Origin of the sequence: Acinetobacter sp. WU_MDCI_Abxc222, assembly GCF_025514755.1 — a bacterium.
GTDB lineage: Bacteria > Pseudomonadota > Gammaproteobacteria > Pseudomonadales > Moraxellaceae > Acinetobacter > Acinetobacter geminorum.
In genome coordinates, this window is sequence record NZ_JAHPVG010000003.1 from 269,054 (window position 1) to 293,923 (window position 24,870).

A 24,870-nucleotide genomic window follows, 5' to 3' on the forward strand; every position below is an offset into this window, starting at 1 on the left:
AAAACAAAGTGTTAAAATTGTAGGGTTGGGATGTTTTGAATATATAATTATCTCGAATTTTAACCTATTGAAAATACTAAGGTTTACAACTTGTTCCAACCACTTACAATCCAAACTAGACTTGGCGGATTCTACTTTTTCTACTATTCCATTGTGGGTACATTCATGCCTTATTGGAATTTATATCTACAAGATCAAGGATTTAATTATCAAGAAATTGGTGTCTTATCATCAATTGCTATTGTAACGCGTTTTTTTGCACCTTTAGTTTGGGGGTGGATTGCCGATAAAACTGGTAAGCGAATGTTACTTGTTCGGCTGGCAACTTGGATGGAGTCGTGTATATGGTTGGCTATTTTTATAGTTCCAAATACTTTTCAATCAGTTGCTTTGCTTATGCTTATTTTTAGCTTTTTCCAAAATGCGATATTAGCTCAATTTGAAGGGGTAACTTTATTTTGGTTGGGTGATCAAAAAGCCAAACTTTACGGCAAAATTCGTAAGTGGGGATCTGTCGGGTTTATTGTTGGGGTATTCACTATTGGAGCAATTTTAGAAATAGTGCCTATTTCAATGCTTCCAATTTTATTATTAATTATTGCTTCACTGGCATTCATCTGGTCTTTCACCATCCGCGAACCTGATAGTGCGCCTAGCTCGCAAAAACATTTAGAGCCTTTGCTTCCTGTTCTTAAGCGGCCAACAGTGGCTGCTTTTTTTGCAATTGAATTTATTCTACTTTTTTCACACGCCCCTTTTTATAGTTTTTATAGTAATTTTCTGAAATCTTTAAGTTTTAGTACCACACAAATTGGCTTCTTATGGGCTATGGGAGTTTTTGCTGAGATTTTTATGTTTTCAATAGCTGCAAAAGTTTTTCAGCATTTCTCATGGCGTATTCTAGTGATTGTGTGCCTCATATTAACGAGCATACGCTGGATGTTAGTTGCAGTATTTTCACATCAGTTTATGGGTCAACTTTTTGCACAGTGTTTGCATGCTTTTAGTTTCGGTTTATTTCATTTAATTGCTATGCGGGTTATTTTTCAAAATTTCTCTGCGGGACAACAGGGGCGTGGGCAAGCACTTTACAGCACGATGTGGGGATTAGGGGTAGCTTTTGGTAGTATTTTAGCTGGGCATTTTTGGAAAACTCTTTCTGGTGAAGTCATCTTTATGTGTGCAAGTTTAGTTGTGCTATTAGGCTTAGCCTTTGTAATGTGGCTTCCTAAACGAATTGATACTTCAGCATAAGTTGGCGTTACGCATCAATAAATTGGTATTGAAAAAAGCAAATAAATATAAAAATTGTTTGATGAGATATAGTCACTTGTTACGGTTGAAAAATATTGTTTTTATATGGTTATGGAGCAATGATTTTCTAAAAAAATATGCTAACTTAACTCCATGCGTTTAATGATTAATAAATCTATGAAAAATATTTATATTATTGGATTATTGTGGGCTTGTTCTGGTTTAGCTGTGGCAGAAACAGTAACAGAGAAGCCAGTCGAACAACCAGTTCGGACTGCAAGTAATCCTAATGCTATACGTATTGTTACGCGACCTGAAATTATGGGATTATGGGGAATGGAAATTCCAAATAATAAAAAATGTGTAGAATATTATAACTTTCGTAGTAGTAATGATGTAGTGATCAAAAGTGGTCAGGAATGGTCTTATGGTATCTATGAATATCAACCATCTGATGATCCTAAAGAACAGCTAGCTGCTTTAGTGATGCAAATTAAATTTGATAATAATAAAGTAGATTGTTCTGGTCAGAAACAAGACCAAACAGGTGATGTATCACAATATTTTGTACAATGGAAAAACGACCATACAATCAATTTTTGCTCGACAGCTAAAGGTGAGCAGTGCTTTGCGACTTTGCGTAGAGTGTTACCATAAAATTATAGATATAAAAAAAGCCTCTTAAAAATAAGAGGCTTTTTTATTATGCAGTTTCAGCTTTCTTTTCTTCAACTTGCTTTAACAAGTGTTTTTCAAGGTAATGGATATCCATTGCTTGAGAGCAGAAGCTCTTATCTTGCAAAATAAGATCTTTATGCAGAGGAATATTTGTTTTAATTCCTGTAAGGATCATTTCATCTAATGCTTGACGCATACGAGCAATTGAAGTTTCACGGTCTTTACCATGAGAAATCAATTTAGCAATCATAGAGTCATAGTAAGGTGGAATGCTGTATTCTGGGTAGATATGAGAATCTAAACGAATACCAGCACCGCCTGGCGCATAGAAGCTTTCGATTTTACCTGGTGAAGGTAAGAACGTGGTTGGATCTTCTGCATTGATACGGCATTCAATTGCATGTCCTTGAACTTTGATATCTTCTTGTTGAAGCTCTAGTCCTAGACCGCCTGCAATACGTAACTGTTGTTCAATAATATCAACACCAGTAACCATTTCAGTTACAGGGTGCTCTACTTGAACACGGGTATTCATTTCAATAAAGAAGAATTCACCATCTTCAAATAAGAATTCAAACGTACCCGCACCACGATACTGCATCAACTGACATGCATGAACACAAGCTTCTAAGATATCAGCTCGAGCTTGCTCTGGTAAGTTTGGTGCAGGTGCTTCTTCTAGTACTTTTTGATGACGACGTTGTAATGAACAGTCGCGGTCATATAAATGAATTGCATGACCATTACCATCACCAAGAACTTGAACTTCGACATGGCGAGGTTTCTGCAAGAAGCGCTCCATGTAAACTGTATCATCACCGAACCACATTTCTGCATCGCGCTGAGCTGCTTGAACAGATTCAAGGAGTGTATCTACCCGCTCAACAATACGCATACCACGTCCACCACCGCCAGAAGCGGCTTTAACGATAAGCGGAAAGCCGATTTCTTTCGCTTCTGCCAAGGCATTGTGGATGGTTACCGCATGGTCGCAACCTGGTACAGTAGGTACGCCTGCTTTTTTCATGGCAACAATCGCAGAAACTTTATTTCCCATAAGGCGAATATGTTCTGGACGTGGACCAATAAAAGTGAAGCCTGAGCTTTCTACAATTTCAGCAAACTCAGCATTTTCTGAAAGGAAACCATAACCCGGGTGAATAGCATCAGCACCGGTAATTTCTGCAGCAGTAATAATTGCCGGGATATTTAAATAGCTATCACTACTTGCGCCCGGACCAATACATACTGCTTCATCAACAAAACGTAAATGCATCAAATCCTTATCGGCATCTGAATAGATACCAACAGTCTTGATTCCTAATGTTTTACAAGCCCGGGTAATACGTAAAGCGATTTCACCACGGTTTGCAATTAAAACTTTTTGCAACATAGACGTCCCCGGGGTAATTACGCGCGATAACGGAATAAAGGTTGACCGAATTGGATAACTTCACCATTTTTCACTAAAATTTCTTCAATCACGCCACTTTGAGTTGCTTCAATTGGGTTCATGATTTTCATTGCTTCAATAATACCCAAAGTTTCACCAGCAGATACTGTTTGGCCTACTTTAACAAATGGTGCTTCACCTGGGCTTGGAGCAGCGTAGAACACGCCAACCATTGGAGAAGTTTCAACTGCTCCACGCGGTGTTTTTGCAACTGGTGCTTCTGCAACAGGAGCAGCCGGAAGTGCTACACCAGCCGCAGCAACGACAGGATTGCGACGAGTTAAAGCGATTGATTGATCACCTTCTTTAACTTCGATCGCTTGCAAGTCAGACTCAATCATTAAATCGATGAGTTTCTTAATTTTGCGGATATCCATGGGCGACTATTCCTAAACTAGTTTGGGTTAGATGGTTGAATTTTTTCAATAGCGTAATCGAGTGCAAAACGATAGCCTTTTGCACCTAAACCACAAATCACGCCAATTGCTTTATCAGATAAATAAGAATGATGTCTGAACGCCTCTCTTGCATGGACATTCGACAAATGTACTTCGATGAATGGAATCGCAACGCCAAGAAGAGCATCACGTAGAGCAACAGAAGTATGGGTGAGGGCTGCAGGGTTGATAATAATAAGTTCTACGCCTTCAGTTTGTGCTTGATGAATACGATCAACAATGGCACCTTCCCAGTTGCTTTGAAAAGTATCTAATGTGATTGAAGCTTGTTGAGCTTGGTTAATAAGTTGTTGGTTAATATCATCTAAGGTAAGATGACCATATACCTCTGGTTCGCGTTTTCCCAGCAAATTCAAATTCGGTCCATGAATCACCAAAATGGTCGAACTCATTCAGATTGCTCCAGCTCTAAAGTTGCAAATATTCTTTGCAAGATGTCTGCAAAGTTTGCTTATTATGGCATATGTTTCTACAAATTTTTTATAATTTGTTTTTATTGTCGCAGAAAGGGTACACCAAATTCGGCTTATATATTGTAAATTTTGCGATGATTTAGCAATGTTAAAAAATGACAAAATTTCAAGTAATTTAATGGAGCTTATTTTAAACCGAATTGACAAAAACAGTTCATGTATTTTGTGTAACGGCTATAGAGTTCTCTCCAATCACTAATAGCTCATTCCATCGAGTTAGATAATTTTTTGAACGGTGGCATTGTTTCATATGCCAAGATGGATTACGGGAATGATAACCGACTTGTAAATAGTGACTGCCAAATCGGTTACGAACTGTGCTGAGTGTTTGCATTAATTGTTGTCTTTGCTGAATCAACTCAAGAGGTTGCCATAAATCATCAATGTGATGTTGACGGGGATGCAAACCACAAAATAAGACTCCAATTTTAATGTATTTTTTATTTTCTTTATATAAAACATCAATTTGTTGCATAGCTGCTTTTGTTAATATGCATAAATCATCTGTTGCATAATTTAAGCCTATCGCCTGAGAAGATGCTTTTTTATAAGGTGGTTTATCTGTTTTTTCATAAAGCATGACTTGAACGCAGGCGCACAGCTGTTCTTGTTTCATTAAGCGGCGATGAGCTCGGTTAAGATGAAAAATAAGCGCTTGCTTAATAATTTCAATACTGGATAAAGCTTGAGCGAAACTACGTGATGCCAAAATTCGTTTTGTGACGATAGCAGGATCGTCAAGTTGAATACAGGATTGGCCTTTTAGCTCACGAATGGTACGCGCCATAACCACAGAAAAAGCTTTTGCTAGATGATGCTCATTGGCAAAAGTTAAGTCTAGGCATGAATAAATTTCATAGCTTCGTAATTGTTTGACCAATTGGTAGCCAATTCCCCACACTTCTTTGACGGAAGTTTGTTGCATGAGGTCTTCAAGAAGCAGGGGATCTAAGGTAGTAAAATTACAAATTCTATTAAAGCTTTTAATTTTTTTAGCATAGTGATTGGCTAACTTGGCCTGAGTTTTTGAATATCCGATGCCAATACAGCAAGGTAAGCTTAACCATTTTTCTAGGATTTCTACTGCTTTGGCACAATGAGAATGAATATCTAGAGATTGAAGATAAGGGGTTAGACGGATAAAGCATTCATCAATAGAATAAGCTTCTAAATCATCGGGCGAGAAAAATTCACCAAGAACTGAAAAAAAGCGACGCGACATTTCAGCATACAAAGTGTAGTTGCTTGAATAGACATGTACGCCTGCTTGGAGAGCTTCTTCTTCAATTTGGTACCATGGGATTGCCATTTTGATACCCATGTTTTTTGCTTCTTCACTGCGTGATACAACACATCCATCATTATTAGAAAGCACGACAACTGGCACGCCAATAAGTTTTGGGTTAAATAGTCGCTCACAACTGACATAACAGTTATTAATGTCTACAAGCGCATAAATTTCGCGGTGTGAGATTTCCATTATGATTCGCCCCATTAAAAATATTGGTAAAGCTACATATTTGTATGGGTTTTCATAAACACAGCGATGTGGAGTGTGAAATGAAAAGTTGGATTTTGAATATGTAACAAAATCAAGTTAACAAAAATTTTAGCAGAATGCTAGGGTAGTTCTGTGGGTTTAACTTAGGTTAACCATGGAAAAAATAGATAAGGTTTTAATATTTTTAATAAAAAAGGAGATCGCATCGATCTCCTTTTTTTATGACACATTCAACGTCAGTTTTTAATTACCACTTATGACTATAAGTTACTTTAAGCGTTGCACCATTTGCCACTAAATGGCTAGTGTTATCGCTAGTTCGTAATAATTGGCTATAGAGAGGATAATACTTGCGGTTAAACATGTTCTCTAAACCAATCGTCACAGTGTCTTTTTTGTTAAGCGCAAAGCTACTGATTAAATCTGCTGTTGTATAAGATTTTACATCATAGCGACCAAAACTATTTTTGCCATTTAAGCGGTAATCTTCTGAACCAAAGTAAGTGGCTTGTAGACGATTTGTCCAAGTTTCCGTTGGACTATAAGAAATATAACCTGTGAGTTTTAATGGTGGAATACGGAAACCTGTCATGTCTTGTTCAGCACCGTTTTGCGGCTTTTCACGACCTTTCATCCACGTAACACTACCACCAGTTCCCCAAACATTGGCATCATCAAGATAATCAAAAGTTGCTTCAACACCAGTGACTTTTTCTTTGGTTCTAGCGAGTACTAAACCATTGTTGAACGATTGCACAGCACCTAGGTCGGAAGTGGAGTGGAAGACCGCTAAACTTGAAGAGAAATTGTTGAAGTTTCCTTTCCAGCCTAACTCGTAGTTATCTACTTTTACGGGTTCTAAGAATGACGAACCAAGGTTAAAACCTTCACCAGCATTACGAATAATCAAACCAACATCAGGTAATTGGAAACCTTGGTTAAAAGATGCATAAATCGAGTGTTGGTCATTTGGAGAGAAAGTCACGTTAGCATTGTACAACCATGCATCAGCTTTCACTTTTCCGCCCTCAACGGTGTAAGGGTTGGGCTTACCTAATTGTGATAAAGGAACAAAGCTATCAATTTGGGCATAGCTGTCTTCATAACGCGTACCAGCTTCTGCTGACCATTGGTCATTAAAGCGGTGTTTTAACTGTATAAAACCACCTATACTTTGCGTGGTGAGTTCAGGTAAATAAATAAGTTTGCCAATTTTTACAAACTCTAAGCCACCAGATTGATCATAAATGTCAGGATCGAAAATATCTAAAGGCATTTCGCTTTTTTCGCGGCTAAAGTCACCACCCCAAACCAATGATGTATCACCTAAAAATTCAAGTGGTGTGGTCACAGTTAAACGGCTACCGAGTACGTTATTTTCTTGATAAATCTGATCGACTTGCTTACCACGATTCGCATTTCCACGCGCATCAAACGGTGAAAAACGTGTAAAGAAGTCGCGGTAATAAATTTGAGCATCAACCTTATTGCCAAAAAAATCTTTATGGTTGTAAGTCAAATTGTATATCTGGTTTTCATTCTTATTTTGGTCTTTAAGCTTTAAGCCTTTAATTGCTTTTGCTGGTACAGTTCCAGCAGCGGCATTCTTAACACTTGGATCAGATGCATAGTCTGAATCTTGCTCAGCATTATAGTAATTTGCAGCGAATTGTAGATATTGGTTGTCATCAATATGGTAACCAAGCTTACCGCCTACGCTGTAGCCATCGGAGTCATATAAATCACCCTGACTTGGTTCTGGTGCAACACGGTCACCACTTGCATCGTACGGGCTACCAATACGTTGATAACCAAAGTCGAACGCGTAATCAAAGGCATTAAAGCTACCTGTGAAATATTGGTGAATATCGCCACTTAAAGCATTAGAACGGAAATTTGTTAAAGGTGTTTGAAGCCCAACCACGGTTTTAGCTGTAGGTTCACCGCCCGCAGCTTTTGTAGTAATTGAAATAATACCGCCCGCAGCACCGCCACCATAAATTGCGTTACTGCCGCGAATCACTTCAATATTTGCAATACTTTCAGGATCAATTGCTGAAAGTCCGCGTGATGTGTCACGTGTAAGGTTCATCGGCACGCCATCGACTAAGATGAGGGCATTACGACCACGTAAGGTTTGACCGTAATCGGTAATGGTGCGGCTTGAATCGGACAAACCCGGTACGGCTTTTGCTAAAACAGTTGCAATACTTCCAGATGAACCATTTCTTAAAAGTTCAATTTGTTTCTCATCTAGCTTGGTGACTTGTTTGGCAGAGGTAGAGAGTTCATCTGCGCGTGAAGCAGTAATTGTAATTGTCGGGAGAGCTTCAGGTTTCTTTTCTGTTTCTGTGGTTTCAGCAGGTGAAGCAGCAAAAGCTGAATTGGAAAGAATGATGGCCCCACTAAGTGAAAGAAGTGGAATGATATTTTTAACTTCAGACTTCCTCGTAAAAAGCTTATTACTTTTTATCTTATTTCTCATTGTCTCGCCCTGAGAGTGATTTTAAATTGAGCGAATTATAAATGAGAATCATTGTAATTAACAATATTGTTCATTACTTTAAAATAATATATTTGAAATTTATTCAATTAATTAGGGGGATAAGTGTTTATTCCCCCAGAAAATTGAATAGTGATTAAATTTCTTTAAACGCATTTAGGTGATTTTGATGGGCACGGCGAATAATGCTTCGATCATCTCCAAGTACAAAAAGCTGAACAGACTGTTGTTTCCAAGCAGCAATATCTTCAGGTTGTCGGGGAATAGCACAGAAATGCTTTTGGCTGTTTTTAATCTTTGCATACATCTCTTGAACTTTTTCTTTGACCTTTGGATGGCTGGTTTGCCACGGCATTCCCATAGATTGAGAAAGGTCGGCAGCACCTTCCAGAATAATATCAATACCTTCAACTTTTAAAATTTCATCAAGCTGTTCTAATCCTTCCAAGCTTTCAATCATAGCAATGACAACCGTTTCGCTTGCTGCGTGTTGAGCAAAACTCGCTAAATCGTCCATGCCGTATCGATTTAACCTTGTCGAATTCAATCCTCTTTGACCAAGCGGCATATAGTGGCAATAGTTCACGGCCTCTTGAGCTTGCTGAGCATTTTCAATACGTGGAAACACAATACCCGTTACCCCTGCATCAAGCAGAGGTAGAACTAAATGGTTGGCGTTTAACGGTACCCTCACAAAGACATCAAGATTCATGGTTCTAGCGGCTAAAATCATGGTCTCGACTTGAGAGGTACTAAATAAAGTATGTTCCAAGTCGATAATAATAAAGTCATAGCCCGCAAGTGCTAGTTGCTCGACATTAATCGGAGAAGCTACGGAACAAAATATTCCGTAGAGCATCTCTCCATTTGCTATTCGTTTCTTAAAAGAAATCGAATACTTATTCATATTCAATTTCCTTAATGAGACTGAGCGGGTTTGGTGTGGTTTGTACTCTTAAGCGAATTTCCGGAAGGAATCGGCGGCTTGCGAGTTGTTCAATATCGATGGTGTCATCTGTAAAGTTAAATAATTCATATCGCTCAGCAAACTCTGGGTGAGCTTCTTTATGCTGATTAATAATGCTTCTTAACATGGTCCAGAATTTGATTTCATCGAAGTCATAATGTTCATTTAAGAAAATCGCTAACTCTGCGAGATTTACAAACCAAAGCGCATCTTGGGTAAAGTCTCTTAACTCATTTGGAGAGTGGGTTTCCAAGAATGAGTTTGGGTTAATCTTGGCATGTTCTTTTGGCGCATCTTGCAAGTTAGGTAAAAGCTCTGGCTCACGTAAAAGATGACGGCTAAAACGGATACCATCGTGGAAATCTTTCAATGCAGCTTTAATTGGTAGACCATTTTTATGAATCAGTACCATGTTTTGTGCATGTGACTCTAAAGCCAGACCGTGGCACCATAAAATATGCATGATAGGTAAATAAGCGTTGGTAAGTAATTTTTCTAACCAGAACTCAATACCGTACTCTTGAATCCACTCATCGATTAGTGGTTTTTGGTCCGTATCAACTTGCATTAGACCCGTTACTGGTGTTGCTGATTCGCCTTCTTTTAAGTAGCTGTAAATACTTTCGCGCCAAATGCAGGCGAGTGCGCCGTATTGAACAGGTAGCGCAATTTGCTGGTTAACTGAAAGACCGCCAATCTCTCTTAAAATAACAGGCTTACGCTGTTTTTCTAAAATATGGTCTTGTTCAACAATGTTATAAAGCCAGTCACTCATTTTGGCTGCATTTTGAACAGTATGTGGTGCCAATACACGAGAGGTAGAAGTATTGACCAAGTTCATTGCCAACTTGAGAGAAAGCGCTGATATATCACTAATGTTCGATAAGGTCCGAATCGACTGTTGCGGTAAGTAAGTCGGACCTTCAATATCTAACGGGATGATCAGTTGGTTGCTAATCGCATCTTGATAATATAATTCAATAATTTTATCCCACTGCCATGGATGAATTGGGGTCAGGATATAATCTTTAAAATCTACATTTTGCTCTTTCAATTGATCATTAATAGTTTGTAGATCTTTTTCTGAAAAATGCTGCTTATAAAGCTGCTCTAAGTTAATGGTTTCACTTAAAACCAGTTTGCATAAGCTGTTGTGAGTCGCTACCCATTTAACCGTAAAACCTTCAGAAAGCTCGGGTGCATATTTTTGATTTTCTTTTAAATCGAAGCCGATACGAGACTTAAAACTCGGATGATATAAATGTGCATTGGTAATCCGTGCTTCTTGTTCTAGGTAAGGCAAGGTTCTTAAAGGTTGAGCAGGGGCTTGGCTCAAAGTTTGCGCATGTTTAACGTATGTTAAATTGAGTTCATCATTAAAGTTTTGCCATTTAACTGGGTCAGCTTCAATAATATTTCTTAGATCGGTAAGTAGCGTTTTTAGGTTAGGGCGAGTTTCAGTGTCTAACGTAATATCAGAACGAATTAAGCTTAAAGGATCTAACTTAATTCGTTTAAAACTAAAGTGTCGTTTAGCCGAGCAAGTATAAAAAACGGTATCGGAAATATAAAACTTGATCTGACCTTTAGAAAACTCGTATTTAAAAGTATTTTCAAAAATGAGTGCTTCTAATAATTGGCCTATCACGCGATTTTCCGCGAGGGTTTTATAATTGGTTTGTTGTGTTGGTTGAAGAGGGCAAAGCGCTTCTGCGCCGCGATATTTATAAATAGGGTTTTCAACTTCAATCCAGATTGGATTGCCACCACTGTGGTAGAGCGTATTTAACATATTTGCCTTAATTGGTAATGTGAGTGAATTAATTAATAAATCGCGATATTGCTGACCTTTGGTGGTAAATTTTTTTTGTGTGAGCGTAAGACGTGTTGCTTGCCAAAGTTCAGATTCTTCAATCACGGTAACTCGCGCAATTGCACTGATGAGATGAGCAATGTGATTAATTACGAGGTAGTATTTTAAAAAGATCCATGCATCTTTCTGAGAGAACCAAACCGTACTATCTTCAGAAATAGATGAGTCATCTTCTATCATTTCTGGAACAATGCTAATGCCTTCCATGTCTCGAAGAATAAGGCGATGGGGATAGCCATTTTTAAATTCCATTAAACTATTTTGCATGTGTGCTTCTACGCTAATGCCTTTATTTGCAAACAACTCAATTAATGGAATAAGCGAAACCTTAACGTACTGTTTCCACCAGAAAGTAATGAAGTCTTTCGCGTCTTTCGATTGTAAGTTTTGATTCGGTGCCGCTTGCTGAATAAAGCTTAATAGAGGAATTTCATGGTTTTCGTTTTCTTCAACCAAGCCGCCGAGCATTCGGGTGTTATCTAATACCTCTGGCGTAAGACCTGCTCTATAAATAATGCCAAATGAACTTTCTAACTCTGGAATTTTGACTGTTTTTGCCTCTAACTCCGGCAGAATTACAAGGTCAGGATATTGCTCATTAATCTTGTGATTAATAATAATTTTGCTCGCATCAATCGCGCGTTCCATCTCATCCATTGGGTTATTACGAATGAAACTGGTAATTCGCACATCAATAGAGAGTTTTAAGAATAGGTTCGATTGAGGTAACCACACCGTGCGAACAGATGAGGTCGGCCATACCGTTTGACCTAACGCTCCCAGATAGATCACGTCTTGGCTATCTAAATGTTTCTTTAAAGATGGATGTTGACGTAAGAAATTGGCTTGCCAAGGGTGGGTTGGCATGAGCTCATAGTTTGTGAAGTTCTCTCGCAAATGATCTTTTGCTGCTTCTAAAACTTCATCTTCAATACGGTGAGAGGGCTGTTCTTCACTTACGAGCTTTTGGATTAAAGAAGAATGAACCGCGAAGTAATGGAGTTGGAAACTTGCGCCTAACTCAGGGCTATACTTTTTCATGTCCTCTTTAGAAAAACCTAAATTGGCTTTAGAAGTCACATGAAAAGGGTGCCCATATAACATGCCTTGTTCAGTTGCCTGAAAACCGCTTAACGCTTTAGTTGCTGTTTGAGATGGCTTGTTTTCTAAAAAGAATTTTGTGTTCTCGATACTATTGGCAATATCAGAGTACAGGTTTTTATTTTGGTTTTTATCTTTAAATAGACTATTCAACTCATCTGTAATCAGCTTCACTAACTGTTTAGGGTCAGTGAGTGAGTCAAATCTATTGTCGTTTAAGTTTTGCAGAACAAAACCACGTTGATATCTGTGATAACCCGTAGTTGAAAGATGCTGAACTGCGCCATAAACAGTTGTGTTAGATGCATTAAATGTATAAGCAAAATACAGTGTGGCTGATTGCTCCGCATACAGTGTAAATAAAGGAGAGTCTTGAGAGGGAATAATGCATTCTTCAAGATTCACTTTAAGTTCACGAAAGAAAGTATTTAGGTACTGTTCGAAAAGTTTATAAGACCATGCATCTGTTGTAATAATTGAGTTCATTCTTGTGCCTCTTCTAAAATTGTATCCATTAAGAATCTGTTCAAAATCACCACTAATCCCGCACCTATAAAAAATAGTGAGGTGCAGATTAATGCCGCGGTAATATTGAAAAATGAGTAGGTGAGCGTGATCGTGATTGGGCCAATAAGTTGTCCTAAGACAAAGGCACTGTTAGAAATACCAATCACTTTTCCTTGGCTTTGAGCGCCAGCTTTTAGAGAAATGGTGTGTAAGATCGAAGGAATAAGGGCTGCAAAGCAGAAGCCTTGTATGAGTCGTAATACAAGAATCAGCCAGAGATTAGAAACCCAGATCAATGCGAAAATCGTGATGCCGCAAATTAAGGATGCGTAAATGAAGTTATTAAAAGAATCTCCTTTATCATCATTTCTTTTTCCCCAATAGGTTGCAGCAATAAATGCTGCTCCCCATGAAAGCGCATGAATGGTGCCCGTTAAACTCGCAGCAGATAACAATGAATGAGTGCTTTGGCTTATTTCACTAATGTATAAAACAAAGCATGACACCAAACCAAAGCCGCCCGCTTGAACCAAAATGCCGGCGCTTAACCATGAAAAAATCGTTCTATCAAAGAAAGCTGGAAGCTTAGATTTCTCTTCGGTTTTTGTGGTTTCGGTTTTAACGGGATTGGTTAATACAAATGACGCAATCACAATGAGTGTCATCACAACAAATGCTGTCGCGTTGAGTAATATTTCAACCCGCCATTGATCCATAAATATCCCGCCGAGCACGGGACCACATAGGCAAGCTAGCGCAACACTACTTTGTAATTGCCCCAAAGCGGAGCCACGTTGTTGTTCATTAGAAAGATATGAAACATAGGCATTTAAAATCACGGAAAGACCGCAAAAACCGAGTAAAATTCGCGCGAAAATAAACAGGTATAAATGCTGGGCGCTCGCCATGAGCAGTATTGAAATACAGAAACCAGCCAGAGAAAGTAACAAGGCTTTTTTATGGCCGAATGTGTCGGATAGGTGACCCACAATCGGTGCGGTAAATAAACTGCCAATAGCCGGAGCCGCGAGTGCCAAACCTGCCCAGATAGTGGGAGCACTCATATGCGCCGTCAGTTTTTCCATATAGAGCGGCATGATCGGAATAAGTACCATGAGCCCAAAAGTGGAAAAAAACTGACAGAGCAAAATAATAAAATGATCTAGGCGAGATGAGCGCATGATTTAGATATCCATGGTCTCATAGCTAGAAACAGATAAGCTGTGATAAGGGTTTGGCGTATTTCCGATTTTACTTGGCATGCCTGTAGAGTCGCTTTCTTGCGCAAGTAAAGGCGTAAGTAACTGTTTGAATGGCCAAGTCCTATTGTCGAAAAGATAGGTTTGAATTTGCGATTTTGTTCGCTCTGAAATGGGTTGGGTTTCTACAAAATCTTGAATAATGTCTTGAACCATCTCCCAAAAATCGCTTTCTGTACGATCCGTATATTTCAAGGTGGCTAAAGCAATTGGGTAGAGGTTAATTTGAATCCCTAAAGTAATGAAGTAATTAAATAAGTCTTCATTTTTACTAAAGATAAGATTGTTCGGCGTGCTGGTATCGATGGTATAAACCGGAGGTGTAAAACCATTTTCTTCAATGGCTGTGGTACATATTCTTAAGGTGTCGTGGTCACGCAAAATAAAGCATTTCAACTTATTATTTTCATAACACACCATGGTGTTTTGCCCGTGGCATTCAGGCATGATTCCTTTTGCCCAAAGCGTTAAGAATGTTTGAATAAAATGAACACTTAAGTCTTTTAGTAATGACCATTTGTCACCTTCAACGCCTAAAGCTTCCCATGGGTCGACATAGGTACAGCTTAAAGCTGACATAGTGATTGGCGTGACATTTTTGTCTCGGCAAAAGTCAGGTAAATGTCTGACTTGGCAGCCAATCACCCCTAAATTTTTTACAATCGGCTCTTGTTTACCCAGCACCCACCAATGCGTTTCATTACTCAAAAAGAGGCGATTTTTGATTAAAGCAGTTTGATTAATGACTTCATTTAAAAAATCGTAAGCCGTATGCCCATTCATTAAATAACGGCCTGGCATAGAGCGGATTGCACCTAATGTCTTGGCATTTGTTGAGAGTTTTAAATGCAAAGTAGGGTTTGCATTGTGAATAAGCGTTCTTAAAGAAGAAGTCGGTAAACCAATTCTGGTGACATGGTTTAGGTCAATACCGTCGTACTTATTTTCTTCAAGTTTTAAATAGCGGTGTTGAGTCTTTAACAAAGGTAGGGCTAAGTAATCATCTGAAAGCTCAGCCATTTTGTCAGCAATAAGACTTTCCTCAACTTCTGTTAACAGAAGCTCTTTATGAGGAATCGACTCCATATTATTGATCACGTCATCTTTCTTAAATGCCCACCAGTACACCTCAATTTCTTTTTGAGTTGTGAGTGGTGTAAGTTCACCTTTTGAATGAGCGAATGGATGAAATGGACGATCAGCTACCAGCGATAGCAGTTCACTCGTAATTAAAGGTGAAGAAAATGAAAGGGCTGACTGTAAAATTTGAGGAATTTTTTCAGCCGTTACTAAGTTATCTAGCCAATAATTAATCGCTTTTTGATGGTGTGGTGAAGGCCACCAAGTTGCTTTAGTTAAATAGTTAAAAACTTCAGAGATCGAAATTTTAGAAGTTGTATTACTTAAGAGGTTATGAAGCAAAACTTCGGGTTGGGTAACATAGAAAGGATTTACACCATCTACTTTTAAACAGCTGAAATAGAGTTCCAACTCATCATTGAGAGTAATTGCCAGATAAGGCTTTTTATAGGAAATATGATCTTTAAAATCTCCATAATTCTCCATGTAGAGTGCATCTATCGTTTTTTGTAGTTGTGCTGTGTAAATCCGATCTAACATTTTAATTATTCCTATTCTTATAAAAGCGGTAGAACCGTGCCAACGTTTTGTTCTTGTGCAGCATTGAAGAACCATTTAGCGCAGACAATATCGTCAATCGCCATGCCCATTGGGTTGAGCAAAATGATTTCATCTTCGTGTTCGCGGCCGTTTTTATGACCAATAATGATGTCGCCAAGTTCAGCATGTAGTTTTTCACGGCTGAATAAGCCATCTTCAACCAGCACGTTGATGACTTTCTTTTCTCGGTTTGATTGGTCCCAGTCATCTACAATCACTTTGTCAACTTTTAAGAAGACTTCGGGCTCGATATCCATAATTGAAATGTTTGAAACAAAGCAGCCTTTTTTAAGCCACTCAAATGGAATGTAAGGTTTATCTGAAACTGTGCAGGTAATGAGGACATCGGCTTGTTGAATGGCAGACTTAGCACTGTCATGAATTTCAATTTCTAGATGTGGATATTCCGATAAGAACATTGCTTTGAGTTTTTCAGCTGCTTCAGGGTTCACATCAAATAAATGGATTTTTTTCACTTGAGCATATTGTTCAAGCACAGTCTTAATTTGCATTTGAGCAATCGGTCCGCAGCCAATCACGGTAATGTCTGAAAAGTCTTTTTTTGCTAAATACTTAATAGAAACACCGGTAATTGCAGCAGTTCGCATGGCACTGATGAGGCTGCCTTCCATCACCGCAACTGGATAATTTGTTTCTGAGTCATTTAAAACAATCAGTGCGCTGGCACGCGGAATATTGAATTTTTTAGGGTTATGTTGTCTTGAACCAATCCATTTGATTCCGGCAATCGGGTCGTTGCCGCCTAAATAACAAGGCATTGCGATAATACGGTCTGCAATATGGTCTGCACCTTGCCAGCGAAGATAAGGTTTTAAGGGTTGTACAAACTGTTTATTTGCATGCAGGGTTAAACCTTCAGTAATCGCTTCAATAAATGAATTACTATGATTTGCGCCCAGATTTAATAAATCTGATTGACTTAAGTAGCGAAGGGTAGCCAAATTGCTCATGAATATGTCCTAAGGAGAAGGTTAAACAACATTTTGTAAAGTAAGGTTTTCTTGGCGTCGTACGTTTCGATTGAAGTGCCGCTTCTTGATCATTTCGAACCATTCATCTTCATAAACCAGATCGAGATAACGATCACCGCGATCGGGTAACAGCGTTAAGACGCATGATCCAGCGGGAATGGTTGGAATCAGTTTTTTGATGGCTGAAATAGATGAGCCGCTCGAACCACCTGCAAAAATTCCTTCATGTTCAAGTAGTTCTCTGCAACCGAGTGCCGATTCATAGTCATCTACATAAATGACATCATCAATTTCATCGGGGGAGAGCAGCGGTGGGACTGTACTTGCACCAATACCGGGAATTTCGCGTGGACCAGATGTACCACCGAACAACACAGAGCCGACGATATCGACTGCGATTACTTTTAATTCTGGAAATCTTTCTTTAAGGCGACGAGATACGCCCATAATCGTGCCAGAGGTACTTGCCCCAATCACGAGGTAATCAATCTTGCGATCAATTTGATTTAGGATTTCTTCTGCTTCTCCAAAATAATGGCTTTTCCAGTTATTTGGGTTTGCATACTGATTAATCCAAACAGCATTTGGAAGCTGTTGGCAGAGTCGTTTTACAGTGTCAATTCTGGTTTTTAAATAACCGCCGTTTTGGTCTTTTTCAGAGACCATCTCGATATTGGCCTTGTAGAGCTTCAACATTTGTAAGTTTGCTGAGGCAATTTTTGGGTCAATAACGGCAGTAAATTTTAATCCATATATTTTGCAAGCCATTGCAAGCGCAATAGCTAAGTTCCCTGATGAACTTTCAACAATATGACTGTCTTTATTAATCACTCCAGATTTCAGACCTTCCTGTAGCATGAATAATGCCGGACGGTCTTTAATGCTTCCTCCTGGGTTTAACAATTCCATTTTCGCAATCACTGAGATCGATTGATGCGTGAATAGCCTTGATAATTGTAGTAGTGGCGTTTTACCTATGCAGTCGAGAATATTTTCATGGATCATGGTAGATCTTCTCAGGTTTTTATGTGGTGTGAATGATAATGATTATTAATTTAATTATTATTACCATTTGTGCCATGATTGTTGCGGTTTGTAACTAAAAACAGGAGGGACTTAGAGGATTTTTCACTAATTTTTTTTATCTAATTATTTGAATCGTAATATTTAAGTTTTACAAAAGGATTAATAAATAAATCTTTTTAAATATAATGACATAGGCAATAAATTACTTTAGAGCTAAAAAAATTAATTTAATTAAGACAGATGCGAGAAATTATTTTGAAGAAATAAAATGAAATTTATGACCTCATCCGCGTAATTGATGCATCACTATTCTGTCTTGAGCATGGGTAGATTTAAGGCTTAAAGAAGAGATAAATATTTAAAGACTGACTTAAGATGCTTTGAATAATGAACTGAAATTGATCAAGTGGCAGTTATTGATATGAAAATGTCTGAAAATGATACGCTTAGATAGATATGATCATTTCCATAAGCGCTATATTTTCAACGGATCAGTTGAGCCTAGAAAATATAGTAATGCGTGTTTCGCATTTTGTCTTATGGGTCTTTCAAGCTGTCTTTGTCATAAAAGACAGCTTTTTTTTATGGCGATTTAATAAGTAAAAAAGTTATGAACGATAGCGATGTTTAGCTTGTTCATAAGCCTCAAGATTAATGCATTGAGCACCCAAGCTTGTGATTTGTGCTTGGTCGAGTTGAAGTTCATCCCATTTTTGCATTTGCTCGAGCAGCCAATAAAAGTCTTCAACTTTTGGAAGTGCACTTTCTTTTACTAAATGACGGACAATATCCTGAATCATATAGTATTTGTCGACATGTACTTCTTCTGAACAATGGAAGCGCACAATTCCAAACTCGACTAATAATTTTAAAATTGGAGCAAAATCGTCTAACTCACTCAATTCTTGTTGGGCTTTCATAATTGCCGTGGTGAGTGCAACTAGTGTTTGTGGATGCTGTTCAGCCCATTCTTGAGTTACGGCTAAAACCTTATCAGCCACACGAGGAATAATGTTTTGACTTGAGCAAATCATTTTACTTAAGCCTAAAAGCTCGCCTTGAGTATTCCATGGTTCTCCGACGCAAAAACCATCAATCACATGTTTGTCTAATGCTTCTACCATATAAGGTGGTGGTAATGTTTTAAGCTGGATAGATTGTGCAAGTTCAGGGTTTGCTAAGGCGAGCCACTCTCTTAAACAATAATGGTGAATAGAATGCTTAAATACATGCGCTAAAGAAATGGAGTGACCTTGTTCAAGATAGCTCGCCACTTTTTGGGCTGTTACTTGAGCCGTATCATTTTTTTGAATTGTAAGTTGATGAGTAAGTTTTTGACTTAAGCTAATGAAAGCACGGTTTTCACTTAAAACGAGTGATGTTTGCAGTGGCGTGCCAATTTGATCTGTGCCGACAGCCGCCGCAGGTAACATTGCAGATAAGCAATGCGCTGCATCTAATAGACCAAAAGCAAGACGGTCTCGAAGACTTGCCCAAGATGCTTCTTTAACTAAAGTGACGTCTAAACCGACTTCCTCAAAGAAGCCTCTTTGTTTTGCCCAAAGCAATGCAAGACAATCAAGCAAAGGAATATAGCCGAGTTGTAATTGAGTCTTTTCTAATGTGCTCATTTATTCATCCTTTAGTTGATTGTTGAGTAATTTTTGGGCATCAAGTAACCGCCGTGCCATTTCTCCAATCGTTATACGGTGACTCATGGCATTTTTTCTGAGAAGTTGGAAAGCTGTATCTTCAGGCAGACCGTGGAGTTGCATGAGTAACACTTTGGCCTTTTCAACATCTTTACGATCAGCCAGTTTTGTTTGAGCCTCTTTTAAATCACCTTCGAGTTTTTTGTGTTTTTTATATTGCTCAATCGAGATTTCTAAAATGGTATGTAAACGGGCAGGGTCTATGCCATCTACGATATAAGCCGTTACTCCCGCATCGATGGCTTGTTTGATGGTGTCTTTATCTGAATTTTTAGTGAACAGGACAGTCGGTAGGTCATAGCTACTCACACAACTTTCAATAATGTCACGATGAGGATGATCCATATCGAGCAAGATCACATCGGCTTGTAAATGCTCGAGACGAAAAATATTTAAATGGTCCAAAGTAAGGCAAGCGACCACTTCAAAATCATTTTCAAGCAGACTTTTTCTTATATAGTCTGCTCGCGCATGATCATCATCAATAAGGGCTATTTTGAGTTTTGGCATAAGTTCAGAAAATCAGGCTAAGAAAATGCGCCAATTCGACGCGTTTTTTGTTATCAGGTTTTAAGCAAGATTAGTGCCATCCAAAACTAAACAAAAAATCCAGTTTAAGTGGCATTTCAGCAAGCTAAAGAATGAATGTGGTCAGTCTTGGTGCAAAAGTACGATTCATTTTGTGGCAAGACATATTTTTATCTTAACCATTTAAGTGTACAGCGATGGGGTAAATAGAATAAGACATTATTTTTATAAGATAGCTGGCGAAATTATATCTATATGAAATTAAAAATAAAAAATTTTTAAATTAAATTTATATAAGGATTGGCATGCAAAATGCTTACTTAATTACAGGTCGAAGACGACCATAAGTTTTAAAGACGGCCAACGATGTCCGTTCTGATCGAATTTGTGAGTGCAACTGTGCACACAAAGAATTTACGTTCAGTCGGAGTGAAGGCCATGTCTTTATTTTTATTGCATAAAAAAGTTACATCTGAATTATCTAATTTTTCAGTTCCAGCGATGCGAGCCTTCTCTATGAGGGGGCTCGCTTTTTTTATTTCTTTTTATGACTTTGCTGTGCATTGGGTGTCATTAACGAGTGGGAAAAATGGATTCCAAGCAGCTACATACTTTGTGAGATTGATTCGCTTCTCGGTAGAACACAAGGCAAAAAAACAACGTCTATTTGAGAACGCAATAACGCAGCTTAAAAGCAACGTGATTTGAGGAGAAACACTATGAAATTGGTAATGATTGGTCATGGTATGGTGGGCCACAAATTCATCGAAGCCATTTTAGAAAAAGCAGATGATGAACTGGAAATCACGATTCTCGCGGAAGAACCTCGTATCGCGTATGACCGTGTACATTTAACAGAATATTTCTCTGGGAAATCAGCAAAAGATTTATCTTTGGCGCGTTTTGACTTTGCTGATGCTCATGGCATTGACTTACGTCTAAATACAAAAGCAACTGCAATTGATACAGCTGCACAAACAGTCACAACCAATCATGGTGATGTCATCAGCTATGACAAATTGGTGTTGGCAACTGGTTCGTATGCATTTGTTCCACCAATTCCGGGTAATGACCGTGAAAACTGCTTTGTTTACCGTACGATTGAAGACTTAGACGCGATTCGTGCAGCGAGTCTTAATGCAAAAACAGGTGTAGTGATTGGTGGTGGTTTACTTGGACTTGAAGCTGCAAAGGCTTTACGTGATTTAGATTTAGAAACACATGTTGTTGAGTTTGCGCCACGTTTAATGGCAGTTCAAATTGATGATTTGGGCGGTAAAGTTTTACGCCGTAAAATTGAAGACCTTGGTGTAAAAGTTCATACACAAAAAGCGACACAATCTATCGAATGTGGCAACAGCACTACACATGTAATGAAATTTGCAGATGGTAGCGAGCTTGAAGCAGATGTCATTTTATTCTCTGCGGGGATCCGTCCACGTGATGAGCTCGCACGCAATAGTGGTCTGGCGATTGGTGAGCGTGGTGGTATCGTCATTAATGATTATTGCCAAACTTCAGATAACAATATTTATGCCATTGGTGAATGTGCGCTTTGGCAAAATAAAATTTATGGTTTGGTTGCACCGGGCTATGACATGGCGCGTATTGCAGCAAAACACATTTTAGATGAAGAGTGTCATTGCTTCACCGGTGCAGACATGAGCACCAAGTTGAAGTTGATGGGTGTTGATGTTGCTTCTGTAGGCGATGCACATGCCATGACTCCAGGTGCATTAAGCTATTTCTATGCAGATGAGCATGCATTGGTTTATAAAAAGATTGTTGTAAATGCAGATAAAACCAAATTGCTGGGCGCGGTTTTGGTGGGCGATGCGAAAGAGTACAACGACCTTTTACAAATGATGTTAAACGGTCTGGCTTTACCTGAAGTACCTGAAAGCTTGATCATGCCGGGCTTTGAACAATCAGCAGGTAAGTCTGGTGGTAGCGGTGTAGATTTACTTCCAGACAGCGCAACCATTTGTTCATGTAACAACGTATCAAAAGCAGACATCTGCCAAGCAATTAGCGATGGTTCGACCTCTTTAGGTGCATTAAAGAAATGCACCAAAGCAGCAACAGCATGTGGTGGCTGTGCACCATTAGTGACACAAGTGTTGAAGTCAGAGTTGCAACGTCAAGGTGTGACTGTAAATAACCACATTTGCGAACACTTCCCGTACTCGCGTCAAGAGTTGTATCACTTGGTTCGTGTCAATGAAATCAAAACTTTTGATGATTTGATTCATCAACATGGTCATGGTTTAGGTTGTGATATTTGTAAACCGGCGGCAGCAAATATTTTGGCATCTTGCTGGAACGATTTCGTCCTTGAGCCAAGCCATGCAGGCTTACAAGACAGTAATGACTACTATTTGGGTAACATCCAAAAAGACGGTTCTTACTCGGTTGTACCGCGTATGGCAGGTGGTGAGGTGACTCCAGATGGTTTAATCGCGATTGGTCAAATTGCGAAGAAATATAACTTGTACACCAAAATTACTGGCGGTCAACGTGTTGACATGTTCGGTGCACAAGTTCACGAGCTTCCATTCATTTGGGAAGAGTTAAATGCTGCTGGTTTCGAGTCTGGTCATGCTTACGGTAAATCATTGCGTACCGTGAAATCTTGTGTGGGTAGCACATGGTGCCGTTACGGGGTAGACAACTCCGTTGGTTTAGCGATTGAACTTGAAAACCGCTACAAAGGTTTACGTTCACCGCATAAATTAAAAATGGCAGTGTCTGGCTGTACTCGTGAGTGTGCGGAAGCGCAAGGTAAAGACGTGGGTATTATCGCTACCGAAAAAGGTTGGAACCTTTATGTCTGTGGTAACGGTGGTATGAAACCACGTCATGCAGAGTTACTTGCATCTGACCTTGATAAAGCAACGCTCATCCGTTACATCGACCGTTTCTATATGTTCTACATCCAAACAGCAGACCGTTTACAACGTACCAGTGTATGGCGCGACAACATGGAAGGTGGTTTAGATTATCTTAAATCTGTAGTTGTGGACGATTCACTTGGTTTGGCTGCCGAGCTAGAGCGCCGTATGGAACACATTATTGGCACATATCAAGACGAATGGCGTACTGCGGTGGAAAATCCTGAAGTTCGCAAACGCTTCCAAACGTATATCAACGCAGGTGCAAATGAACAGGCTGATCCGCACATTCAATTTACAACTGAACGTGGTCAAATCCGCCCATTAACTGAAGCTGAACGTTCAGAAGACCGTATTCCAATGGTTGAAGCATAAAGGAGAGTTTCTATGAATATTGTACAAGACAAAAATATGCTTCCTGATGATCAATGGATTGATGTGTGTGCGCTCGATGATTTAACGCCAAACACTGGCGCGGGTGCGCTCGTGGCTGGACAGGCTGTTGCGATTTTCCGTGTAGGACATGAAAAACGTGTTTACGTGCTGAGCAATAAAGATCCGTTTAGCCACGCGAATGTGATGAGCCGCGGCATTATCGGAGATTTACAAGGTGAGCGTGTCATTGCATCGCCAATCTATAAACAACATTTTAGTTTGGCAACGGGCCGTTGTTTAGAAGATAAAGACCAAAAATTGGCGGTTTACCCGAGCAAAATTGTTGATGGCCGTGTTTGGGTCAATGCGGTGCCGCAGAAAACATATATTACCAATACAGGTGTATCACAAGACAAACTTAAACTGGTGTTGATCGGTAATGGTTTGGCAGGGATGCGTTGTCTGGAAGATTTACTTGATATGGCACCAGATCGTTATGAAGTTACGGTGATTGGTGAAGAACCATGGGGTAACTATAACCGTATTATGTTGTCTCCGGTTTTATCGGGTGAAAAAACCATTGAAGATATTATGCTGCACCCACCAAAGTGGTATAGCGATAAAGGCATCAAATTTATTGCAGGTGATAAAGCGGTAAAAATTGATCGTCCTCGGAAAGTGGTTTACACCGAAAAAGGCCAGACAGTTGATTATGATCGTTTGATCCTGGCAACAGGTTCGGCACCATTTATTCCACCAGTTCAAGGTGTTGACCTAAAAGGGGTGTTAACTTTCCGCGATATTTATGATGTTAACACGATGATTGAATACTGTGGTTCAAAAACTAATGCAGTCGTGATTGGTGGCGGTTTACTCGGTTTAGAAGCGGCGTACGGTTTAAAACAACGTGGTATGAATGTCACAGTCCTGCATTTGATGGACCGTATTATGGAACGCCAACTTGATGGTCGTGCAAGCCAGTTATTACGTCATAGCATTGAGCAAAAAGGCATTCAAATCATTACCGAAGCCAATACCGAAGCATTAATTGGTGATGAAAATGGTCATGTGAAGCAAATACGCTTGAAAGATGGCACAGTGTTAGATGCTGACCTTGTGGTGTTCGCTGTGGGTATCCGTCCAAATATTGCTTTGGCACAAAGTGCTGGTCTACGCTGCAATCGAGGTGTGTTGGTGAATGACACCATGCAAACGTTTGACCCAAGTATTTACGCAGTGGGTGAGTGTATTGAACACCGTGGACAGACCTTTGGTTTAGTTGAGCCACTATGGGGCCAAGCCTTTATCTGCGCGACCCATTTGGCTGAACACGGCAGCTTAACCTTTAAAGCACCTACTGTACCCACTCAGTTAAAGGTGAGTGGAGTCGATGTATTCTCGGCTGGTAATTTTGAGCCGAAAGATGATTATGAAGACATTATCCTGAACGATGAAAAACGCCAGATTTATAAGCGTATTATCATTCAAAGCGATCGAGTAATCGGTGCAGTATTGTTTGGTGATACTGAAGATGGCATGTGGTATGCAGAGTTAATTGCAGACCAAACACCTGTTTCTTCATTTAGAAATAAACTGCTATTTGGTCGAGATTTTGCATTAAAAAATGCAGGCTAAATAG

General features: G+C 39.3%; 19 protein-coding genes. 6 read left to right on the plus strand and 13 right to left on the minus strand.

Going from position 1 to position 24,870, the window contains the following annotated elements; all coding sequences use genetic code 11:
* The first annotated feature begins 90 nt into the window (after positions 1-90).
* Together KTJ10_RS07215 and KTJ10_RS07220 are read left to right on the plus strand one after the other, a co-directional pair.
* A complete protein-coding gene (locus KTJ10_RS07215; protein WP_262441691.1) occupies positions 91-1,254 on the plus strand; it encodes an MFS transporter in 1,164 nt (387 codons plus the stop codon).
* 153 nt (positions 1,255-1,407) lie between these two features.
* Positions 1,408-1,911: a hypothetical protein gene (locus tag KTJ10_RS07220; protein ID WP_086265639.1), complete on the plus strand. Its 504-nt coding sequence runs from the start codon at positions 1,408-1,410 to the stop codon at positions 1,909-1,911.
* Positions 1,912-1,957: 46 nt separating this feature from the next.
* Here the strand turns inward: KTJ10_RS07220 and accC are convergent, their stop codons facing one another.
* The 11 genes from accC to sbnA all read right to left on the minus strand — a co-directional run bounded on the left by accC (position 1,958) and on the right by sbnA (position 17,704).
* Complete coding sequence (accC, locus tag KTJ10_RS07225; RefSeq protein ID WP_002115704.1) at positions 1,958-3,325, minus strand: acetyl-CoA carboxylase biotin carboxylase subunit; 1,368 nt, start codon at positions 3,323-3,325, stop codon at positions 1,958-1,960.
* A 17-nt stretch (positions 3,326-3,342) separates the two neighbouring features.
* Positions 3,343-3,762, minus strand: a complete 420-nt coding sequence (accB, locus tag KTJ10_RS07230; RefSeq protein ID WP_000354611.1) for an acetyl-CoA carboxylase biotin carboxyl carrier protein — start codon at positions 3,760-3,762, stop codon at positions 3,343-3,345.
* 17 nt (positions 3,763-3,779) lie between these two features.
* Positions 3,780-4,235: a type II 3-dehydroquinate dehydratase gene (aroQ, locus tag KTJ10_RS07235; RefSeq protein ID WP_262441693.1), complete on the minus strand. Its 456-nt coding sequence runs from the start codon at positions 4,233-4,235 to the stop codon at positions 3,780-3,782.
* A gap of 235 nt (positions 4,236-4,470) precedes the next feature.
* Entirely contained in the window at positions 4,471-5,796 is a 1,326-nt protein-coding gene (locus KTJ10_RS07240) for a Y-family DNA polymerase (protein WP_262441694.1), read from the minus strand.
* Positions 5,797-6,064: 268 nt separating this feature from the next.
* Complete coding sequence (locus tag KTJ10_RS07245) at positions 6,065-8,302, minus strand: TonB-dependent receptor (protein ID WP_262441695.1); 2,238 nt, start codon at positions 8,300-8,302, stop codon at positions 6,065-6,067.
* Between the two features lie 154 nt (positions 8,303-8,456).
* The gene (locus KTJ10_RS07250) at positions 8,457-9,227 is read right to left on the minus strand and encodes an HpcH/HpaI aldolase family protein (RefSeq protein ID WP_262441696.1); all 771 of its coding nucleotides are present in this window, start codon (positions 9,225-9,227) and stop codon (positions 8,457-8,459) included.
* On the minus strand, positions 9,220-12,747 hold the full coding sequence (locus tag KTJ10_RS07255) for an IucA/IucC family protein (RefSeq protein ID WP_262441697.1): 3,528 nt from the start codon (positions 12,745-12,747) through the stop codon (positions 9,220-9,222). The genes KTJ10_RS07250 and KTJ10_RS07255 overlap by 8 nt, the downstream gene beginning before the upstream one ends.
* Positions 12,744-13,949, minus strand: coding sequence for an MFS transporter (locus KTJ10_RS07260; RefSeq protein ID WP_262441698.1), 1,206 nt, complete (start codon positions 13,947-13,949; stop codon positions 12,744-12,746). Before KTJ10_RS07260 ends, KTJ10_RS07255 begins: the two co-directional genes overlap by 4 nt.
* A 3-nt stretch (positions 13,950-13,952) precedes the next feature.
* A complete protein-coding gene (locus KTJ10_RS07265; protein ID WP_262441752.1) occupies positions 13,953-15,593 on the minus strand; it encodes an IucA/IucC family protein in 1,641 nt (546 codons plus the stop codon).
* 71 nt (positions 15,594-15,664) lie between these two features.
* Positions 15,665-16,678: a 2,3-diaminopropionate biosynthesis protein SbnB gene (gene sbnB, locus KTJ10_RS07270; protein WP_262441699.1), complete on the minus strand. Its 1,014-nt coding sequence runs from the start codon at positions 16,676-16,678 to the stop codon at positions 15,665-15,667.
* A gap of 21 nt (positions 16,679-16,699) precedes the next feature.
* Positions 16,700-17,704, minus strand: coding sequence for a 2,3-diaminopropionate biosynthesis protein SbnA (gene sbnA / locus KTJ10_RS07275; RefSeq protein WP_262441700.1), 1,005 nt, complete (start codon positions 17,702-17,704; stop codon positions 16,700-16,702).
* A 537-nt stretch (positions 17,705-18,241) separates the two neighbouring features.
* Between sbnA and KTJ10_RS07280 the strand changes: the two genes are divergently transcribed.
* Positions 18,242-18,328 carry a hypothetical protein gene (locus KTJ10_RS07280; RefSeq protein ID WP_081038164.1) on the plus strand — a complete coding sequence of 29 codons (87 nt, stop codon included), beginning with the start codon at positions 18,242-18,244 and terminating at the stop codon, positions 18,326-18,328.
* Between the two features lie 5 nt (positions 18,329-18,333).
* On the opposite strand, the gene KTJ10_RS07285 is transcribed toward KTJ10_RS07280, so the two are convergent.
* Positions 18,334-19,356: an ABC transporter substrate-binding protein gene (locus KTJ10_RS07285; RefSeq protein WP_262441701.1), complete on the minus strand. Its 1,023-nt coding sequence runs from the start codon at positions 19,354-19,356 to the stop codon at positions 18,334-18,336.
* Positions 19,357-19,947, minus strand: a complete 591-nt coding sequence (locus tag KTJ10_RS07290) for an ANTAR domain-containing response regulator (RefSeq protein ID WP_002115726.1) — start codon at positions 19,945-19,947, stop codon at positions 19,357-19,359.
* Between the two features lie 456 nt (positions 19,948-20,403).
* On the opposite strand from KTJ10_RS07290, the gene KTJ10_RS07295 reads away from it, so the two are divergent.
* Genes KTJ10_RS07295 through nirD form a run of 3 tightly spaced genes read left to right on the plus strand, consistent with a single transcriptional unit; the run spans position 20,404 to position 24,866 of the window.
* The gene (locus tag KTJ10_RS07295) at positions 20,404-20,673 is read left to right on the plus strand and encodes a hypothetical protein (RefSeq protein WP_316249913.1); all 270 of its coding nucleotides are present in this window, start codon (positions 20,404-20,406) and stop codon (positions 20,671-20,673) included.
* A gap of 11 nt (positions 20,674-20,684) precedes the next feature.
* The gene (nirB, locus tag KTJ10_RS07300) at positions 20,685-23,231 is read left to right on the plus strand and encodes a nitrite reductase large subunit NirB (protein WP_069140637.1); all 2,547 of its coding nucleotides are present in this window, start codon (positions 20,685-20,687) and stop codon (positions 23,229-23,231) included.
* 12 nt (positions 23,232-23,243) lie between these two features.
* Complete coding sequence (gene nirD, locus KTJ10_RS07305) at positions 23,244-24,866, plus strand: nitrite reductase small subunit NirD (RefSeq protein WP_262441703.1); 1,623 nt, start codon at positions 23,244-23,246, stop codon at positions 24,864-24,866.
* The last annotated feature ends 4 nt before the right edge of the window (positions 24,867-24,870 follow it).

What these genes read in the sequence shown, in the direction of transcription:
- sbnA (WP_262441700.1), bottom strand. Translation starts at nt 17,704, where the DNA reads ATGATCCATGAAAATATTCTCGACTGCATAGGTAAAACGCCACTACTA.
- KTJ10_RS07265 (WP_262441752.1), bottom strand. Translation starts at nt 15,593, where the DNA reads ATGGAGAATTATGGAGATTTTAAAGATCATATTTCCTATAAAAAGCCT.
- aroQ (WP_262441693.1), bottom strand. Translation starts at nt 4,235, where the DNA reads ATGAGTTCGACCATTTTGGTGATTCATGGACCGAATTTGAATTTGCTG.
- KTJ10_RS07290 (WP_002115726.1), bottom strand. Translation starts at nt 19,947, where the DNA reads ATGCCAAAACTCAAAATAGCCCTTATTGATGATGATCATGCGCGAGCA.
- accC (WP_002115704.1), bottom strand. Translation starts at nt 3,325, where the DNA reads ATGTTGCAAAAAGTTTTAATTGCAAACCGTGGTGAAATCGCTTTACGT.
- KTJ10_RS07255 (WP_262441697.1), bottom strand. Translation starts at nt 12,747, where the DNA reads ATGAACTCAATTATTACAACAGATGCATGGTCTTATAAACTTTTCGAA.
- KTJ10_RS07280 (WP_081038164.1), top strand. Translation starts at nt 18,242, where the DNA reads ATGCGTGTTTCGCATTTTGTCTTATGGGTCTTTCAAGCTGTCTTTGTC.
- KTJ10_RS07245 (WP_262441695.1), bottom strand. Translation starts at nt 8,302, where the DNA reads ATGAGAAATAAGATAAAAAGTAATAAGCTTTTTACGAGGAAGTCTGAA.
- KTJ10_RS07260 (WP_262441698.1), bottom strand. Translation starts at nt 13,949, where the DNA reads ATGCGCTCATCTCGCCTAGATCATTTTATTATTTTGCTCTGTCAGTTT.
- KTJ10_RS07240 (WP_262441694.1), bottom strand. Translation starts at nt 5,796, where the DNA reads ATGGAAATCTCACACCGCGAAATTTATGCGCTTGTAGACATTAATAAC.
- KTJ10_RS07250 (WP_262441696.1), bottom strand. Translation starts at nt 9,227, where the DNA reads ATGAATAAGTATTCGATTTCTTTTAAGAAACGAATAGCAAATGGAGAG.
- sbnB (WP_262441699.1), bottom strand. Translation starts at nt 16,678, where the DNA reads ATGAGCAATTTGGCTACCCTTCGCTACTTAAGTCAATCAGATTTATTA.
- accB (WP_000354611.1), bottom strand. Translation starts at nt 3,762, where the DNA reads ATGGATATCCGCAAAATTAAGAAACTCATCGATTTAATGATTGAGTCT.
- KTJ10_RS07285 (WP_262441701.1), bottom strand. Translation starts at nt 19,356, where the DNA reads ATGAGCACATTAGAAAAGACTCAATTACAACTCGGCTATATTCCTTTG.
- KTJ10_RS07220 (WP_086265639.1), top strand. Translation starts at nt 1,408, where the DNA reads ATGCGTTTAATGATTAATAAATCTATGAAAAATATTTATATTATTGGA.
- KTJ10_RS07295 (WP_316249913.1), top strand. Translation starts at nt 20,404, where the DNA reads ATGTCTTTATTTTTATTGCATAAAAAAGTTACATCTGAATTATCTAAT.
- nirD (WP_262441703.1), top strand. Translation starts at nt 23,244, where the DNA reads ATGAATATTGTACAAGACAAAAATATGCTTCCTGATGATCAATGGATT.
- nirB (WP_069140637.1), top strand. Translation starts at nt 20,685, where the DNA reads ATGAAATTGGTAATGATTGGTCATGGTATGGTGGGCCACAAATTCATC.